Annotated in this window: 16 protein-coding genes; 3 read left to right on the top strand and 13 right to left on the bottom strand. The window is 52.1% G+C overall.

Annotated elements, in window-relative coordinates:
* Positions 1-37: 37 nt before the first annotated feature.
* Positions 38-463: a CBS domain-containing protein gene (locus QWV57_RS05135; protein WP_023634054.1), complete on the bottom strand. Its 426-nt coding sequence runs from the start codon at positions 461-463 to the stop codon at positions 38-40.
* A 175-nt stretch (positions 464-638) separates the two neighbouring features.
* On the opposite strand from QWV57_RS05135, the gene QWV57_RS05130 reads away from it, so the two are divergent.
* On the top strand, positions 639-998 hold the full coding sequence (locus QWV57_RS05130; RefSeq protein WP_015374347.1) for a YugN family protein: 360 nt from the start codon (positions 639-641) through the stop codon (positions 996-998).
* A 26-nt stretch (positions 999-1,024) separates the two neighbouring features.
* Here the strand turns inward: QWV57_RS05130 and QWV57_RS05125 are convergent, their stop codons facing one another.
* The 8 genes from QWV57_RS05125 to cyoE form a co-directional block, all read right to left on the bottom strand.
* The gene (locus QWV57_RS05125) at positions 1,025-1,330 is read right to left on the bottom strand and encodes an Asp23/Gls24 family envelope stress response protein (RefSeq protein ID WP_015374346.1); all 306 of its coding nucleotides are present in this window, start codon (positions 1,328-1,330) and stop codon (positions 1,025-1,027) included.
* A gap of 455 nt (positions 1,331-1,785) precedes the next feature.
* On the bottom strand, positions 1,786-2,241 hold the full coding sequence (locus tag QWV57_RS05120) for a DUF420 domain-containing protein (protein ID WP_011230587.1): 456 nt from the start codon (positions 2,239-2,241) through the stop codon (positions 1,786-1,788).
* 48 nt (positions 2,242-2,289) lie between these two features.
* Positions 2,290-3,192 carry a cytochrome c oxidase assembly factor CtaG gene (ctaG, locus tag QWV57_RS05115; RefSeq protein WP_015374345.1) on the bottom strand — a complete coding sequence of 301 codons (903 nt, stop codon included), beginning with the start codon at positions 3,190-3,192 and terminating at the stop codon, positions 2,290-2,292.
* Between the two features lie 102 nt (positions 3,193-3,294).
* Complete coding sequence (gene ctaF, locus QWV57_RS05110) at positions 3,295-3,627, bottom strand: cytochrome c oxidase subunit IVB (RefSeq protein WP_013145877.1); 333 nt, start codon at positions 3,625-3,627, stop codon at positions 3,295-3,297.
* A gap of 4 nt (positions 3,628-3,631) precedes the next feature.
* Positions 3,632-4,252 carry a cytochrome c oxidase subunit III gene (gene ctaE, locus QWV57_RS05105; RefSeq protein WP_011230584.1) on the bottom strand — a complete coding sequence of 207 codons (621 nt, stop codon included), beginning with the start codon at positions 4,250-4,252 and terminating at the stop codon, positions 3,632-3,634.
* Entirely contained in the window at positions 4,252-6,123 is a 1,872-nt protein-coding gene (gene ctaD, locus QWV57_RS05100) for a cytochrome c oxidase subunit I (protein ID WP_015374343.1), read from the bottom strand. Before ctaD ends, ctaE begins: the two co-directional genes overlap by 1 nt.
* 22 nt (positions 6,124-6,145) lie before the next feature.
* Positions 6,146-7,216, bottom strand: coding sequence for a cytochrome c oxidase subunit II (coxB, locus tag QWV57_RS05095; RefSeq protein WP_301100990.1), 1,071 nt, complete (start codon positions 7,214-7,216; stop codon positions 6,146-6,148).
* A gap of 78 nt (positions 7,217-7,294) precedes the next feature.
* Positions 7,295-8,224 carry a heme o synthase gene (gene cyoE / locus QWV57_RS05090; RefSeq protein ID WP_015374341.1) on the bottom strand — a complete coding sequence of 310 codons (930 nt, stop codon included), beginning with the start codon at positions 8,222-8,224 and terminating at the stop codon, positions 7,295-7,297.
* 380 nt (positions 8,225-8,604) lie between these two features.
* Here cyoE and QWV57_RS05085 point away from each other — a divergent pair, with 380 nt between their 5' ends.
* Positions 8,605-9,558, top strand: coding sequence for a COX15/CtaA family protein (locus tag QWV57_RS05085; RefSeq protein ID WP_015374340.1), 954 nt, complete (start codon positions 8,605-8,607; stop codon positions 9,556-9,558).
* 76 nt (positions 9,559-9,634) lie between these two features.
* On the opposite strand, the gene pyc is transcribed toward QWV57_RS05085, so the two are convergent.
* From pyc to QWV57_RS05070, 3 genes are all read right to left on the bottom strand, one after another.
* Positions 9,635-13,078, bottom strand: a complete 3,444-nt coding sequence (gene pyc / locus QWV57_RS05080) for a pyruvate carboxylase (RefSeq protein WP_015374339.1) — start codon at positions 13,076-13,078, stop codon at positions 9,635-9,637.
* 62 nt (positions 13,079-13,140) lie between these two features.
* Positions 13,141-14,352 carry a putative lipid II flippase FtsW gene (gene ftsW, locus QWV57_RS05075; protein WP_013523316.1) on the bottom strand — a complete coding sequence of 404 codons (1,212 nt, stop codon included), beginning with the start codon at positions 14,350-14,352 and terminating at the stop codon, positions 13,141-13,143.
* 122 nt (positions 14,353-14,474) lie between these two features.
* Positions 14,475-14,762 (bottom strand): Fpa/YlaN family protein, encoded by a 288-nt coding sequence (locus QWV57_RS05070; RefSeq protein ID WP_013145884.1) that lies wholly within the window; start codon positions 14,760-14,762, stop codon positions 14,475-14,477.
* Positions 14,763-14,924: 162 nt separating this feature from the next.
* Between QWV57_RS05070 and QWV57_RS05065 the strand changes: the two genes are divergently transcribed.
* Entirely contained in the window at positions 14,925-15,431 is a 507-nt protein-coding gene (locus tag QWV57_RS05065) for a molybdopterin-binding protein (protein ID WP_011230576.1), read from the top strand.
* A 185-nt stretch (positions 15,432-15,616) separates the two neighbouring features.
* Here QWV57_RS05065 and QWV57_RS05060 read toward each other — a convergent pair whose 3' ends face one another.
* Complete coding sequence (locus QWV57_RS05060) at positions 15,617-16,948, bottom strand: PhoH family protein (RefSeq protein ID WP_011230575.1); 1,332 nt, start codon at positions 16,946-16,948, stop codon at positions 15,617-15,619.
* Positions 16,949-17,030 lie beyond the last annotated feature (82 nt).

Here is a 17,030-nt window from a genome sequence, read left to right as displayed (position 1 = left end):
CGCTCCTCCTCGAAAGAAGCCGTGTCCGTTGCGTTTGTCAATGGATGGCGTCTTGTTCGGAAATCTCGCTTAACGCACGACCCGCGCGTTCATCAGAATAGCGGTTCGTCGCCAAATCGCCGAGCGAGATGATGCCGACCAAACGCCCGTTTTCTACGACCGGGAGGCGGCGAATTTGGTGACGTGCCATCATATCTGCTGCCTTTTGCACCGAATCGTCCGGGGAAAGCGTGACGAGATCGCGGCTCATCACTTCCGTCACCGCAGTCGAACCGGGACGTTTTTCAGCCATGCCGCGCACGACAATATCGCGGTCGGTAATCATTCCGACAAGGCGGCCGTCATCGACAATCGGAATCGCCCCGACGTTGAAATCGCGCATTTTTACCGCCGCTTCGTAGAGATTGTCAAGGGGCGTGCAATATTGCACATCCGTTGACATGACGTCCCGTACCGTTTGCATTCTTCGTCTCTCCTTTCTACCCGTATTGTGCGCCGGATCACACAAAAAAATGCGAGCGAAACGGAAACAATGGCAAACAATTCGTTGAAAAGCAAACCGTTTTCGTACTATTATAAATGAGGGGATGATTTCCTGTTTGGCGCTTTTACATATTGTGTTGTTAGGAGGAAGAAAGATGAAGTTTGAAAATACTGGACTGGAAAATCAGACGGTCGAACTGTCCCACCTTGATGACATTATGGAGCGCCACGGTTTTGTCCGCGCAGCGCAATGGGATTATGAACGGGTCACATACGACCGGAAATACGTCGTCAAAGAAGGCACCTACTATTTGCGCGTTCAAGGATACGCCATTGAGGGAGATGTCGATTCGCGCTATGCACTCATTAAGCTGCTCACGCCGATTTTAGGGAAACATTACTATCCACACGGCGTCGAATACGGCGATGATGAACATTTTCCGTCCTCTCTTGTCAGCCAATGCCAAAACGTGTTGGCGCAGGTCAAAAGCGAGCTTGAAAAAATCAAAGAATAATCAAAAAACGCATGAGAGCACGGTTCTCATGCGTTTTTTTCCGGCATGACAAGCCGTTTGACAACAATGTCGACCGCCTCGGCGACATATGGCGTCATCGCGGCGATCTCCTCGGCAATATGCTGTTGCAGCTGGCGGCAAACTTCCATCACCGGCGCCCCATATCGAATGGACATCTTGACCGTGACGCGGCACCGCTCGCCTTGAGCAACGGTGATGAACACCTCACAATCGTCAAGTGCGACCTCCGTCTGGCCGCGCACACACATCATGACAATGGTCAACAGCGTCGCCTCTACGGCGCTCCGTTTCCGATAGCGAAACGTGTTCACCGCCTTCTCCTCCCGCTGCACAAAATCACGTCTATACAGGCGTGTTGTATTCTATATATATAAGTTGCAATTTTGTTTTACATGGCATTGTTCGCTCTTCTTGTCACCGTGCCAGCTTGTTAGGTGATAAAGTAAAGACGGGACATGGAGGTCGGAAATTCTTTATTACAACCTATATAGATGCAATTTAAAGCTTTAACATTTTTCGTTTTTACCGGTCATTGCATCCGACTGCCGAATGACCGAACAACACCGCTTTCAGACCCATGAATGGGTCTTGGGAAGCGAGTCGTTGTTCGGTCGTCCGTCACGCCAAGGCGTGACGGGGGCAAGCCTGCGGCTTGCCCTCGACAGTCGAAACATCGATAAGTGGCTTTTCTATCCAAGATATGTTAAACGTTTTGGTTGCATCTATATATATGCAGCCATCCCTGCCCTTGCTCCTTGCCCGCCGGTTAAAAACCGAGCACCGCCTTGATGAGCGACGTCGTTTGGCCCCCTGGATAGAGGACATAAAGCAGCCAATAGACGACGACCCCGGTTGAGGCGCTGCCAAACCAAATGATGCTGGTGATCGGCCCAAGCCGACGATGGCGGGCCCTCTTGTCTTTCAATCCCGTCCAAATCGTGACAAGGCCAAATACGGCGCCAACTGTCGCCAGCACAATATGGAAAATAAGAAACAGCGTATAGTACACTTTGACGTTCTCCGGCCCGCCAAAGCTCGTATTGCCGATAAACAACGTCCGCGACATGTAAATGGTGAAAAACAGCAAAGCAAACACCGCTGCCGTCAGCATCACCTTTTTATGCGCTTCGATCCGCCTGCGGCTGATCAAATACCACCCATAAGCAACAAGCAAAGCGCTGATCACGATGCAGCTCGTGCTGATTGTCGGTAAAACGGCCATCGCTTCTCTCCCTTTCTTCTTTGTTCATCGTTGGCGGCCAACCGCGCTTTACAGTTTGGTCGGCCGCGGCTCCATATCCATGCTTGGCTCTTTCTCCCGCTCCTTCCGATACCATTCGGTGAAGATGAAGAACAGCATCGTCCCGTACACGATTTCCTGGATGATTTTCATCAACACTCCGCCGAGCTGCTGATCATGGAGCGGCGACATCGATAAAAACATTTGCGGCCCGGTCAAATCAAGCGAAGCCAGCGTCCCTTGAGGAACGCATAGAGCCAGCGCGGCCATCCATGCTTTCGGGTCAGTATACGTCGCATAAAGCGGCGTATCGGTAAAAATGATGAGCGCGCAAGCCGGGGTCAACAGCATGCCGTCAGCGAAAATGTAACCCATTTTTTTTAAGCCGGACAATGTTTGCCACTCAGGAAGTTTATTAACAAGCGGCCACCACATGCAAAACGCAGCAACGAAAATGACCGAGGTAACAAAGGCATGCAGCCACATATTCATTTTCACAGCGTCAAAAATGAATGGAACGTGATAAAGCGAAAACAAACCGTTAAACAGCAGCAGCGCCACAATCGGCTTTGTCAACAACCGAAACACGCGGCGCACCGCTGCGAAACGGAACGCTCGCTCATAAAGCGGCGCCGGAATGCCTAAAATAAAACATTGCGGCACGATCAAATACAGCACTGCCATTTGCACCATATGGGCGGTGAACGTCAAATGGCCCATCAAATCCAGCGGAGACCCTTTGCATATATAAAGAAGCGCCATCCCGGTCCAAAAATATGCTTTCTGCTTCCCCGAAACGGCATCACCGAGGCCGAAACGCTGCCGCCATGGCCCGGTGATCCCCATGTACAGCAATGCAACCGCCACTAACACAAGCAAAAAAAACGGACTCCAAAGGGCGACGGGGCCAAACATTTGCAGCGATTGAAACATACGAATCCCCTCCTGATTGGTCCTTTCCCATTATACTACAAGACGCCGCGCCACAGCTATTCAAAAAAGGGGAAACCGGCGCAAAACCGATTCCCCCTTTTCTTACCACCAAATGACTGTTGTAAACGCCCAAACGAGCAAAAGCATAACCGCCACACCGCCGTAAATAAACATCGCCGGGAATTCGTGGCCTTTATGGCTCATGTGCATGAAATAATACAGCTGAAATGCGACCTGCACGGCGGCTAAAAGCAAAATAAACGGAACGACAAACCAATGGGAAAACTCTTCGTAACCAACGGCGGCGAAGGCGATGAGCGTCAACAAAATCATCAAAACGAATGCAATCATTTGATGGCGCATCTCTTCCGCGTTTTTCCGCCGGCGATACGCCAAATCGACGCGTTCATTTCCTGAATTCGTTTGATTCGCCATACGTTCACCCCACCATTCCCATCAAATATACAACGGTAAAAATGAACACCCAGACAACGTCAATGAAGTGCCAATACAGGCTTGCGACGTAAAATTTCGGGGCGTTGTATAAATTCAACCCACGCTTAGCATTGCGAATCATGAGCGTCAAAATCCAAAGCAACCCGAACGCGACGTGGCTTCCGTGCGTGCCAACGAGCGTGTAGAATGCTGAAGCGAAAGCGCTGGTCGTAAACTTATGGCCTTCATGCACATATTCATTGAACTCGTAAATTTCCAAGCCCAAAAAGCCGGCGCCAAGCAAAACAGTGATGCCAAACCAGAGCTGCATCTTTTTAAAGTCAAAGTTTTTCATATGATAAATGGCATACACGCTCGTCAAGCTGCTGGTTAGCAGCAGCATCGTTGCCATGAACACAACCGGCATTTGGAACAGTTCTTCCGCCGAAGGACCGCCGTTCGTTTTATCTTTCAGCGCCAAATAGGTGGCGAAGAGAGAGGCGAACAGCACCGTCTCTCCGCCTAAAAAGAGCCAGAAGCCGAGAAACTTATTTTTTCCCTCAAGGGTGGCGCGTTCCGGCGCGGCTGGAAACGTCTCGGCCGTCAATTTTTCCTCTGCATGCATCAGGCGTTCGCCTCCTTCTTCTCAAGTTCAAGCACTTCTTCTTTATGGATGTGGAAGCCGTGATCATCGATCACCGAGCGCAAGAACATCGAACCGAGCGTAATGAGCAGACCGAGAATGCCGACCGGCAAGCCCCATCCGGCGTCATTATGATACGTAAAGCCGAAGGCGGCGACAAACAGGCCGAACGCAATGACAAACGGCAAAAACGACGAATTCGGCATATGGATGTCGCCAAGCGGTTCAGCTGGCGTCAATTCTTTTTTGCCTTCCATTTTTTCAAGCCAGAAAGCATCCAAGCCACGGACAAGCGGTGTTTGCGCAAAGTTGTACACCGGCGGCGGCGAAGCGATCGCCCATTCGAGCGTGCGGCCGTCGCCCCATGCATCGCCCGGCACTTTTTCGCCTTTTGCTGTCGTTACCACAATGTTAATAAGTAAAATAATCGTGGCAGCCGCCATAAAGAACGCACCGACCGTGCTGACGAAGTTCCCTGTCTCCCATCCTTGGTTCGGCAAATACGTAAACACGCGCCGCGGCATCCCTGTCAAACCAAGGAAGTGCTGAATAAAGAACGTTAAATGGAACCCGATAAAGAACAGCCAGAACGTAATTTTGCCAAGCGTTTCGTTCAACATGCGGCCAAACATTTTCGGCCACCAGTAATGCGTGCCCGCGAGCAGAGCGAACACAACCCCGCCGACAATGACGTAATGGAAGTGCGCGACAACGAAATAGCTGTCATGGTATTGGTAGTCTGCGGCCGCCGCCGCCAACATGACCCCGGTCACCCCGCCCATGACGAACGACGGGATGAAGGCGACCGCATAGTACATCGGCGTCGTAAACTTGATGCTTCCGCCCCACATGGTAAACAGCCAGTTAAAAATTTTGACTCCTGTTGGAACGGCGATCGTCATCGTTGCCACCGCAAAGATGGCGTTCGCAATCGGCCCCATCCCGACCGTGAACATATGGTGCGCCCATACCATGAACCCTAAGAACGCGATGAGCACGGTCGCAAACACCATTGACGAATAGCCGAACAGCCGCTTGCGCGAGAACGTCGCAAAAATTTCCGAGAAAATGCCGAACGCCGGCAAAACAAGAATGTAGACTTCCGGATGGCCGAATACCCAGAACAAGTGCTCCCAAATGATCGTATTGCCGCCGGCAGCTGGGTTAAAGAAGTTGCCGCCGAACAAGCGGTCCATCATCATGAAAATCAAGCCGACCGTCAGCGGCGGGAACGCAAACAAGATAAGCGCCGACGCCACAAACGTCGCCCACGTGAACATCGGCATGCGCATAAATGTCATGCCCGGGGCGCGCATGTTGATGATCGTCACAAGAAAGTTAATGGCACCCATGATCGTTCCGAAGCCGGAAATTTGCAGCCCGAGCGTATAAAAGTCGATGCCATGATGCGCTTTTGAGTCAAGCGACAGCGACGCATACGACGTCCAACCGGCGTCCGGCGCGCCGCCTAAAAACCACGAACAGTTTAAAAACAGGCCGCCGAAGAAAAAGAGCCAAAATCCGAGCGCGTTCAAGAACGGGAACGCGACGTCGCGCGCGCCGATCTGCAGCGGCACAACTGCGTTCATAAAGGCGAAAATAAGCGGCATGGCAGCCAAGAAAATCATCGTCGTTCCGTGCATCGTCAACACTTCGTTATACAACCCGCCGACAAGGAAATCGTTGTTCGGCTTCGCGAGCTGAATGCGGATGAACAACGCCTCAAGACCGCCGAGCAGGAAGAAAAACCCGCCGGAAATCAAGTACAGATGGGCGATTTTTTTATGGTCGACCGTTGTCAAGTAATCCCATAAAACGGCGCCGACACCCTTTTTGCGCGCGATCGTACTCACGGTAAAACCCCCTTCGCATGCTTTATTCCACTTTTAAGCTCATCAAATATTTCGCCAATGCGTCAATTTGCTCTTCCGTCAAGTGGCCATATGTACCCGCCATTTTATTTCCAGGCTTCACGCTGTTCGGGTCTCTCAGCCATTTTTTCAGATTTTCTTCGTTATGCTCCAAAATACCGGCGATTCGTTCGCGATCGCCAAAATCCGCCAAGTTCGGCGCTGTGCGTGCCTGTTCCGGACGCTTGTCCACAGGCGTCACCGCATGGCAGCCAATACAGCTTTTATTGAAAATCGCCTCGCCTTGTTTGGCAACCGGATCCGTCACAACCGGTTTTTTCGCGTTTTGCATCTTTTTCACCCACGCGTCAAACTGGTCGCGCGGCAACGGCCGAACTTTAAAATCCATCAGCGCATGGGACGGACCGCAAAGCTCCGCACATTTGCCGTAAAAGACGCCGCCGGCCTTATCGGTCGCTTTTTGATCAAAAACAAGCCAAAATTGGTTTTTGTTGTCCGTGTTCGTATCCATTTTGCCGCCGACCGCCGGAATCCAGAACGAATGTTTGACATCCGACGCAATCAAGTTGAAATACACTTTTTCATTCGTCGGCACAACCAAGTCTTGGCTCGTGATAATGCCGTAATCTGGATATTCAAACTCCCACCAGTATTGGTTGGCGCGAACATTGACGACAACTGTATTCTTATCGCGTTTTTTGTCGTTCATCGCCTTGACGTCGGCGAGTTTAAATGTAGTCAATACCGTCGGCACAGCCAAAATGAGCAAGAGGATGATCGGAATGACAGTCCAAATAATTTCCAGCTTATGACTTCCTTCCACTTGCTTCGGGATTTTGTTTTCTTCCCCCTTGCGCCGCCGGAAGCGGATGACAACGTAAACGAAGATGATCGCCACGACGACAATGACGAGCACCATGATCGATGTGCTCAACAACATGAGCGAATACTGCATGTCCGCTACTTCACCGGCGGGCTGGAGCGTCGATAAAAACGGCTTGCCGCAGCCGGCGAGCAACAGCGCCATCATCCCGAACAGGGAAAATAAGCGCCAGTTACAGAGCCCCTTGTTCATAGCCTAATCAAACCCCTCTTTCCTTTGATGGATAAATGTGTATGTCAATTCTTTCACAAAGAAAGAATTTTAACCTGCTCACCAAATCGTAGCGATGACCATTGCCACGAACAAAATGGTCAAATAGTTGAGCGAATAGACGAACATCCACTTCGCCCATTTGATGTCATCTTTCATTTTCAAACCCGCCAATCCCAGCAGCAGCCAGCCGACATTGAGCAGCGTGGCCACGACTAAAAATGGAACACCAAGCGAGAACAAGTAAAACGGCAACGGCAGCAAACACGCCACCCAAACGATGATTTGCCGCTTCGTCATGGCGAATCCATGGACGACCGGCAGCATCGGGATGCCGGCGGTGCGGTATTCTTCACACCGCTTCATCGCCAACGCCAAAAAGTGCGGCGGCTGCCACAAAAACATGATTAAAAACAGGATGAACGGAACAATATGGAAATCCGGATCAACCGCCGTCCAGCCGATCACCGGCGGCACCGCGCCGGAAATGCTGCCGACAACGGTGTTGATCGTGTAATGGCGCTTCGTCCAAAGCGTATATAAAAAGACGTATGTCACCATACCGATCAATCCAACGACAGCAGCCGTAACCGTTGTCATAAGCAGGCTCATCTCGCCGATTGCGACAAGACCAATCCCAAGCCAAAGCACCCGCCGCGGATCCATCGTCCCGGTGACGGTCGGGCGTGCTTTCGTTCGCTCCATATATTGATCAATGTCGCGGTCAATGTAGTTGTTGATCGCACATGAACCCGCGATGACAAGCGCTGCCCCAAACAGCGTGAAAAAAACAAGATGCAGGTTCTCCAAAAAGTGTTCCCCAGTAAAATAAAACGCCAGCCACATCCCGGCGAACGTCGTAATCAAATTCGAATTGACGATTCCGATTTTCACAACAGACGATAACTCTCTCCAAACTGTCTTGACGCTCACATGCGAGCGATGACCGGCATCGGCCGCATCCTGGTGCACCGCTTTCAATTCGGCCATGTCTCCTGTTCCTCCTCGCTGCGCCGCTCCTTGCCCGGCCGGCGCCGTGATGTTGCCTGAAATTCTTTCCAACGCCAAATAGCCAAAACGGGCTGTTTCCTCTTTATATTAAATCACATTTTTTCCTCATCATGTGAACTTTTTTTGAATAATTTGTGTCAAATTTTTGAATGCGCGCACCCAAAACGGCTCATTCGCTTGTCCCATTAATATTTCTAGCAAACTTAATCGACTTATTCAATATGCAAACGTCATTTTGTGTTTCCGGCCGCCATCGTGTAAAATAGATTTGGCTTGGCAGCACGGTTGGCTGCAATAAAATCCATCACTTTACTAATATGGACAAAATCACAGTTTCTCAATACAAGAAGGTGAAGATTTTGCAACGTTCACTGAAATGGTTTGCCTCGGCAACCACGTTGGCAATGTTGTTTGTTTTAATTGGTGGAGCGCTTGTGACCAAAACCGGCTCCGGCATGGGGTGCGGCCGATCATGGCCGCTGTGCAACGGCCAATGGGTGCCGGATCAGATTACGCCTGAGCTCATCATCGAGCTGAGCCATCGACTCGTTTCCGGCTTTGCCGGCATCATGGTGCTCATCCTTTCCATCTGGGCGTGGAGAGCCATTGGCCATGTGCGGGAGACAAAGTTTTTAGCTGTCATATCGTTTGTCTTTCTCGTCTTGCAAGGGCTGATCGGCGCCGCCGCGGTCGTGTGGGGGCAGTCCGATTTCGTCCTCGCCTTGCATTTCGGCATTTCGCTCATTTCGTTTGCCGCTGTGCTGCTGTTGACGCTATTGATTTTTGAAATCGACAAAACGTTTTCCGCCGCTTCCCTTTCGCTTGACGGCAAAATGCGGTTTCATATTTACGGCATCACCATATACTCATACATCGTCGTCTACACCGGGGCGCTCGTGCGCCATACGAACGCCAGCCTCGCCTGTCCGAGCTGGCCGCTTTGCGCGAAAACGCGCCTCCTCCCGGCTCAGTTTCATGAATGGGTGCAGATGGGTCATCGATTGGCCGCTCTTGTCATCATCATTTGGATCGCTGCTGCCGCCATACACGCTGTGCGTCATTATCGCGAACAGCCGGTCATCTACTACGGATGGCTCATCGCTCTTTTGCTCGTGCTCGCGCAAATGACAACCGGAGCGCTTGTCGTTTTTACGCAGCTGAATTTATACATTGCCTTGGCGCATGCCTTTTTCATTTCCTGCCTGTTCGGCGTGCTCAGCTATTTATTGCTCTTGGCGCTCCGCACCCGCCGGGCGCCGGTAAAAGCCGCCGACCACTCAGCCGAGGAAGCGGCGCCGGCCACGTTGAAATGACGGCCATCCATCCGCAAACAAAAAGGGATGCCCGCCAAAACTTGGGCACCCCTTTTTTTGTTCGGTATAGACCGTTTCATTTGGACAGCTCAATCAGCAAATCGCCCGCCTGAATGGCGTCGCCGCTTTTGACGTAAATGTCTTTGACAATGCCGGCAAACGGCGCCTGCACCGTCGTTTCCATCTTCATGGCTTCCGTTACCATCAAATGGTCGCCTTTGTCGACTTTTTCCCCTTTCTCCACGAGCACTTTCACCACCGTGCCCGGCATCGTGGCGGCAATGTGGTTCGGATTCGTCCGATCGGCCTTGATGCGCTCAGCAACGGCCGCTTTGATGCTTTCATCGCGGATGATGACTTCGCGCGGCTGGCCGTTCAGCTCGAAGTAAACGACGCGTGTGCCGTCCGCCTGAGGCTGGCCGATGGAGACGAGTTTGACGATGAGTGTTTTCCCACGCTCAATCTCCACTTCAATTTCCTCGCCGAGGCGCATGCCGTACAGGAACGTCGGTGTATCGAGCACGGAAATATCGCCGTATTTTTCGACCGTTTCGGCATATTCCAAAAACACTTTCGGATAAAGCGCATAGGCAATGGCGTCAAAGTCGGTCACTTCGCGGCCGAGCTTGTCATACAGCTCCCGCTTGATTTGCTCGAAATCAACCGGCTCAAGCAGCTCGCCCGGGCGAACGGTGATCGGTTCGCGCCCTTTCAAAATAATGCGTTGCAACTCTTTCGGAAACCCGCCATGCGGCTGGCCTAAATAGCCTTCGAAAAACTCCACGACCGAGTCTGGGAAATTAAGCGTTTCGCCGCGTTCAAAAATGTCTTGCTCCGTCAAATTGTTTTGCACCATGTAAAGCGCCATGTCGCCGACGACTTTCGATGATGGCGTCACTTTGACGATGTCGCCGAACAAGTCGTTGACGCGGCGGTACATTTCTTTCACTTCATCCCACCGATCGCCGAGGCCGACCGCTTTCGCCTGCTGTTGCAGGTTGCTGTACTGGCCGCCTGGCATCTCATGCATGTATACTTCCGTATGCGGCGCGTTCATGCCGCTTTCAAACTCTTGATAAAATTTGCGCACGTCTTCCCAATAGCGGGCCAACTGCTCAAGGCCGTAAATATCAACCTCCGGCGCCCGCTCCGTTCCTTCAAGGGCATAGTAGAGCGTATTGGCGCTCGGCTGCGACGTCAAGCCGGCCATCGAGCTGACGGCGACATCGACGATATCGACGCCGGCTTCGATCGCTTTGGCGTACGTGTAAATACCGTTGCCGCTCGTATCGTGCGTATGCAAATGGATCGGAATGCTGACCGTCTCCTTAAGCGCGGAAATGAGCACGTACGCCGCCTGCGGCTTCAACAGACCAGCCATATCCTTAATGCCTAAAATGTGCGCTCCGGCTTGCTCGAGCTCTTTCGCCAAGGCTTTGTAATAATCCAAATTGTACTTCGGCCGATTCGGGTCTAAAATATCGCCCGTATAGCAAATAGCCGCCTCGGCGATTTTGCCGCTTTGCCGGACGGCATCGATCGCCACCGTCATCCCTTTCACCCAGTTTAGGCTGTCGAAAATGCGGAACACATCAATGCCGGCTTGCGCTGATTTGTCGACGAACTCGCGGATGACGTTGTCGGGATAGTTTTTATACCCCACGGCGTTGGCCGACCGAAGCAGCATCTGGAACAGCACGTTTGGAATGCGCTCGCGCAGCTTCAGGAGGCGGTCCCACGGATCCTCCTTCAAAAAGCGGTACGCCACATCAAACGTCGCCCCGCCCCACATCTCAAGCGAGAATAAGTTGGGCAGCAAACGCGCCGTCGGCTCAGCGATCCGCAACAAGTCGATCGTGCGGACGCGGGTCGCCAACAACGACTGATGAGCGTCACGGAACGTCGTATCGGTCAAGAGCACGCGCGGCTGCTCTTGGATCCAGCGAACAAGCCCTTCAGGTCCGCGTTCATCCAACATTTGCTTCGTTCCCGCTGGGATCGGTTCCGTTTGGCTCACCTTCGGCACGCGCGGTTTGTCAAACACCGGCTTTTTCTTTTTGCCGATGCCAGGGAAGCCGTTGACCGTCACGGTGCCGATGTACGTCAGCATTTTCGTCCCGCGGTCTTTTCGGCGCGGGAATACAAACAATTCCGGCGTCGTATCGATAAATGACGTATCGTATTCCCCCGACAAAAATTTCGGATGCTGAACGACGTTTTCCAAAAACGGAATGTTCGTTTTAATGCCGCGGATGCGGAATTCGCGCAAGTTGCGCAGCATTTTTCTTGCCGCCTGCTCAAACGTCAACGCCCATGTCGACACTTTCACGAGCAGCGAATCGTAATACGGCGTAATGACCGCCCCTTGGAAGCCATTGCCGGCGTCCAAGCGCACGCCAAAACCGCCGCCGGAACGGTACGCCATAATTTTTCCCGTATCCGGCATAAAGTTGTTGAGCGGGTCTTCCGTCGTCACCCGCGACTGAATGGCGTAGCCGTTGATGCGGATGTCTTCCTGCTTTGGAATGCCGACTTCCGGGCTGTGGAGCGAAAATCCGTCGGCGATTAAAATTTGCGACTGGACGATGTCAATCCCGGTGATCATTTCGGTGATCGTATGCTCAACTTGAATGCGCGGATTGACTTCGATGAAATAAAACTCATCTCCGGAGACGAGAAACTCAACCGTGCCAGCGTTGACGTAGCCGACGCTTCTCATGAGCCGGACCGCCGCCTCGCAAATGCGCTCGCGCAGCTCGTCCGACAACGAGACGCTCGGCGCGACTTCCACGACTTTTTGATGGCGGCGCTGCACCGAGCAGTCGCGTTCATAAAGGTGAACGATGTTTCCTTCGTGGTCGCCCAAAATTTGCACTTCAATATGCTTCGGCTTTTCGATCAGCTTTTCAACATAAACGTCATCGCTGCCAAACGCCGCTTTCGCTTCCGACTTAGCCCGCTCAAACGCTTCCTTCACTTCCGACTTCGAGCGGACGATGCGCATGCCCCGGCCGCCGCCGCCAAGCGCCGCTTTAATGATGATCGGGTATCCGTGCGTCTCAGCAAAACGGACGACGTCTTCAAGGCCGCCGACCGGTCCATCGCTGCCCGGGATGACCGGAATGCCCGCCTTCATGGCCGCATGGCGCGCTTTCACTTTATCGCCGAACATATCCAAATGTTCTTCGTTCGGGCCGATGAAAATAATCCCCTCTTCGCGGCACCGTTTGGCAAATTGAATGTTTTCCGACAAAAACCCATAACCCGGGTGGATGGCATCGACATCGTGGGCTTTGGCGATCTCAATGATGCCTTCGATGTCCAAGTAGGCTTCGATCGGCTTTTTCCCTTCCCCGACTAAATACGCCTCATCCGCTTTGTAGCGGTGGTACGATCCGGCGTCTTCCTTCGAATAAATCGCCACGGTGCGGATATCAAGCTCCGTGCAGGCGCGGAAAACGCGAATGGCGATCTCTCCCCGGTTGGCTGCCAGCACTTTGCGAATTCGTCTTGTCCTCATTCTGTCCCTCCTCCTTTATTTAATAAAAGTATAAAAGTTTTGCCGATTTGTAAATACACTTTCTAAAAAGTCAGACCTCTTTTCTGTTTGCTGACCATCGTTTTTTCCGCTTTTTTATACCGTTGTTCGTACTTTGCAAACATCGAAATGTTCACCAAAAGACCGAGCGAAGCCATGGTCAGGACAAGCGACGTTCCCCCATAGCTGACGAGCGGCAGCGGCACCCCTGTAATCGGAATAAGGCCAACGACCCCACCAACGTTAATGAACGTTTGAAAGCCGATCATGACGGAGATGCCGATCGCAAGCAGGCTCCCAAACGCATCGTGGGAGCGGCGGGCAATCCAAAGCCCGCGCAGCACGATAAACGCCAATAACCCAAGCGTGAACGCTACACCGAATAATCCGAGCTCTTCGGCGATGACCGCCATAATAAAATCGGTGTGCGACTCTGGCAGGTAGCCGTATTTTTGAATGCCTTTGCCAAGCCCCACTCCTTTCAGCCCGCCAAGCCCGATCGCCAAATACGAATTCACGAGCTGGTAGCCATCGCCGTTTGCGTATTGAAAGGGATCCAAAAAGCTGTAAAGACGCGATACCCGTTCAGGAGAAAAAATTTTTTTGCCCGCAACCGGGAGCCAAAACGGTGACAGCACCGTCCCGATCAATGTAAAAAAAAGCAGCTGCTTTAGAAGCAACACGAGGCGCAAACCGGACGAAACAATGATGCACATCGCGATGGCAAACACGATCGCCGCCGTTCCGAAGTCAGGCTGTATGGCAATCAGGAAACAAATCACCAATGTATAATAAATGGGGAACAAATTGCTTTTCGCCGGCTCGGCCAGCCGCTTCCGCTTGTTGGCGAACGCTGCGGCCAAGTATAAAATCAGACCGAGCTTCGCGAGCTCCGCCGGTTGGATCGAAAGCGCCCCGACGCGAAACCAGCTTGTTGCGTTGTTGGCCGTATGGCCGAGAAAAGCGACGGCGATCAGCATCAATGGAGAAGCAAAAAAGACGAGTTTCACCCATCGCTCCGCCCGCCACACTTTATACGGAATCGCCATCATAATGGCGAACGCGATGAATCCGGCAATCAGCCACAGTTTTTGCCGCTCGTAAAAATAGTCGCTTGGCACTTCAAAGCGGATGACAGCGGTGACCATGCTCGAGCTGTACACCATAATCAATCCGAACAACGACAGCATGATGACCGCGGCGATCAGCGGATAATCATAGCACTTCAATACTTTTTTCCATAATTGTCGTTCCATCGTTCCTCTTCCCTGTGAACATGTATGTACTTAAAATCATTCGCAGCGGCGCGCTGTTTTCCTGCCGAAAAACAGAAAAACTCAAACGATGGCGCGCCAATCGTTTGAGTTGCCTTATATTCTTATCGCACGCGCTTTTTGGCCACGGCCTCGTGCAACGCGGAAAGTTCGCGCTCAAGCCGGTCAAGGAGCGCTTTTCCGTCTTTCGCTTCCACAAGCCCGAGGCGCACTGCAAAATCAATTTCCCGTGACAAACCGAACATTTGCGTGTCAAGCACTTCTTCATACACCGGACATTGCGGCATCGTCAAATGGTCCATTTGCACGCGGATGAGTTGGATGATTTTCTCTGCATCCGCTTGTAAAAGCGCGTACGCCTTCTCCCGATAGCTCATCGATTCGTCCGTCACATCGATCCCTCCGTTCTCTCCCCTATCCTTCTTTACATCTTAACGTGAAACAAGCCATTTTGCAAGTTGAAACCGTTGACAGCAACCGGGCCTAGAACATGACAAGCTCTTTCATTATTATTATACTAAAAACGGTGGGAACATGCAGAGGAGAGGTGTTTCATGAACGATATTATTGTGCTGACAGGAAAGGTGAAGTTTACGATCACGCTTGACCCCGGCGTCTGGATTTTCGACGACCGGAAAGTGGACATGGATGCGTATTTTTCGGAGCCGGCTCCACAGCCGACGGAAGCGGAGCAAGAGGACGAGGAAATCAAAAAGCTGTCGGCATTTTGGGACCGGGAAATTCAAGAGGGCGCGGTTTTTCCGCCGACGTTGAAAACGGAGCGGCGCTTTTTGAAGGAGAAAATCATCACCGGCTCGTTCGGCATGCCGTTCGCCCCATTTTTGCGAAACGCTGAGCCGCATGAAGACGCGTCTGAACTTGTCATTGAGACGGAACATGGAGAAACCGTGATCCCTCTGGAAAAGGCGTACGACCTGATTTTCGCTTTTTCCCAAAACGGAAAACCGTTGCGCGACGACGGTCCGGTGCACATTTATTTTGGCGACGGCTCCAACCGTGAGGCGCCGATTACTCATGTGCGTCGGCTCGTCGTCCGATGACCGGCCGCCCCATGAAGGGGCGGCCCGGTGTTTGAGGTTTTGACGCCTTCAACCGCCTCAAGCGCTTGGAACCTAGATGTTTTCCGCAGCGCCCCAGGCGGCGGGCGCCTTTCGAAACGTTCGTGGCGGCGGGCCGCGCGCCTGGCACCCGTTCTTTAACGGCGGATGCTCTGAGGAACGCCTAGCTACAGCAAATCAGCGGCAAGCTGGGCGAGCGCCGAACGCTCCCCTTTGACGAGCCGGATATGACCGGCGATTTTTTGGTCTTTAAACTTTTCGACGACGTACGTCAACCCGTTGTTATATTCATCCAAATACGGATGGTCGATCTGTTCCGGATCGCCCATTAAAATGATTTTACTTTTCTCCCCAACGCGTGTCAAAATCGTCTTCACTTCATGCTTCGTTAAATTTTGCGCCTCATCAATGATGATAAACTGCTCCGGCAGGCTCCGGCCGCGGATGTACGTGAGCGCCTCCACTTCAATCGAGCTCATGCCGGCTAAAATCGCATCGAGCTCCCCCGGTTTTTTCGTGTTGAACAAGTATTCCAAGTTGTCAAAAATCGGCTGCATCCACGGGCGCAGCTTTTCTTCCTTTTCCCCCGGCAGAAAGCCGAGATCTTTCCCCATCGGCACAATCGGCCGAGCGACGAGCAATTTTTTGTATGTGCGCAAATCTTCCGTTTGCATCAACCCCGCGGCAAGGGCAAGCAACGTCTTGCCCGTTCCGGCTTTGCCGATTAGCGTCACAAGCGGAATGTCGTCGCGCATGAGAAGCTCAAACGCCATTGTCTGCTGCACGTTGCGCGGGCGAATGCCCCATATATGTTCGTGATGGAAGATGAGCTTTTTCACTTTTTTGCCGTTTTGGTCGACAATGCCAATCGCTGACGCCGAGCTGCCAAACGCGTCTTTCATAATAATGAACTGGTTCGGATAAAACGGGTGGTCGGCGATATCGGCGAGCACGAGCTCCCCTTTGTCGTAAAACCGCTGCAGGTGGTCCTTTCCTATGTACAGCTCCAAAAATCCGCTGTAAATATGGTCGACATCAACGACGCGGTCGCTTAAAAAGTCTTCTGCCTGCAGCCCGATGGCATCCGCTTTGACGCGCACGAGCGCATCTTTGCTCACCAAAATGACGGAGCGTCCATCTTCCTTCGCCTGCTCTTCAAGCGATAAATTTTTCGCCACCGCCAGAATGCGGTTGTCATTTGTTTTTTCGACAAAAATTTCTTGCAGTTGATGAAACGAACGATGGTTCAACTCAATGCGCAGCGCCCCTCCGTTTTCAAGCGGAATTTTTTCATGCAGCTTGCCGTTTTCGCGCAGACGGTCGATGAGCTTTGACACTTGGCGGGCATTTCTACCAATTTCATCCATATACCGCTTTTTCGAATCCACTTCCTCAAGCACGACCGCTGGAATGACGACCTCATTATCCTCAAACGCGAAAATCGAATACGGATCTTGCAACAGCACGTTCGTATCGAGCACGTAAATTTTTTTTCCCAAATTCCGCTTCCCCCCATGTGAGTTTTTCACGTTTTTCCGTTGGATGGGAATGGCTGTAATACAACATATGAAAACATGTATA

It is taken from the genome of Geobacillus zalihae, assembly GCF_030414215.1.
Taxonomy (GTDB): domain Bacteria; phylum Bacillota; class Bacilli; order Bacillales; family Anoxybacillaceae; genus Geobacillus; species Geobacillus zalihae.
This window is presented reverse-complemented; position numbering and strand designations above follow the sequence as displayed.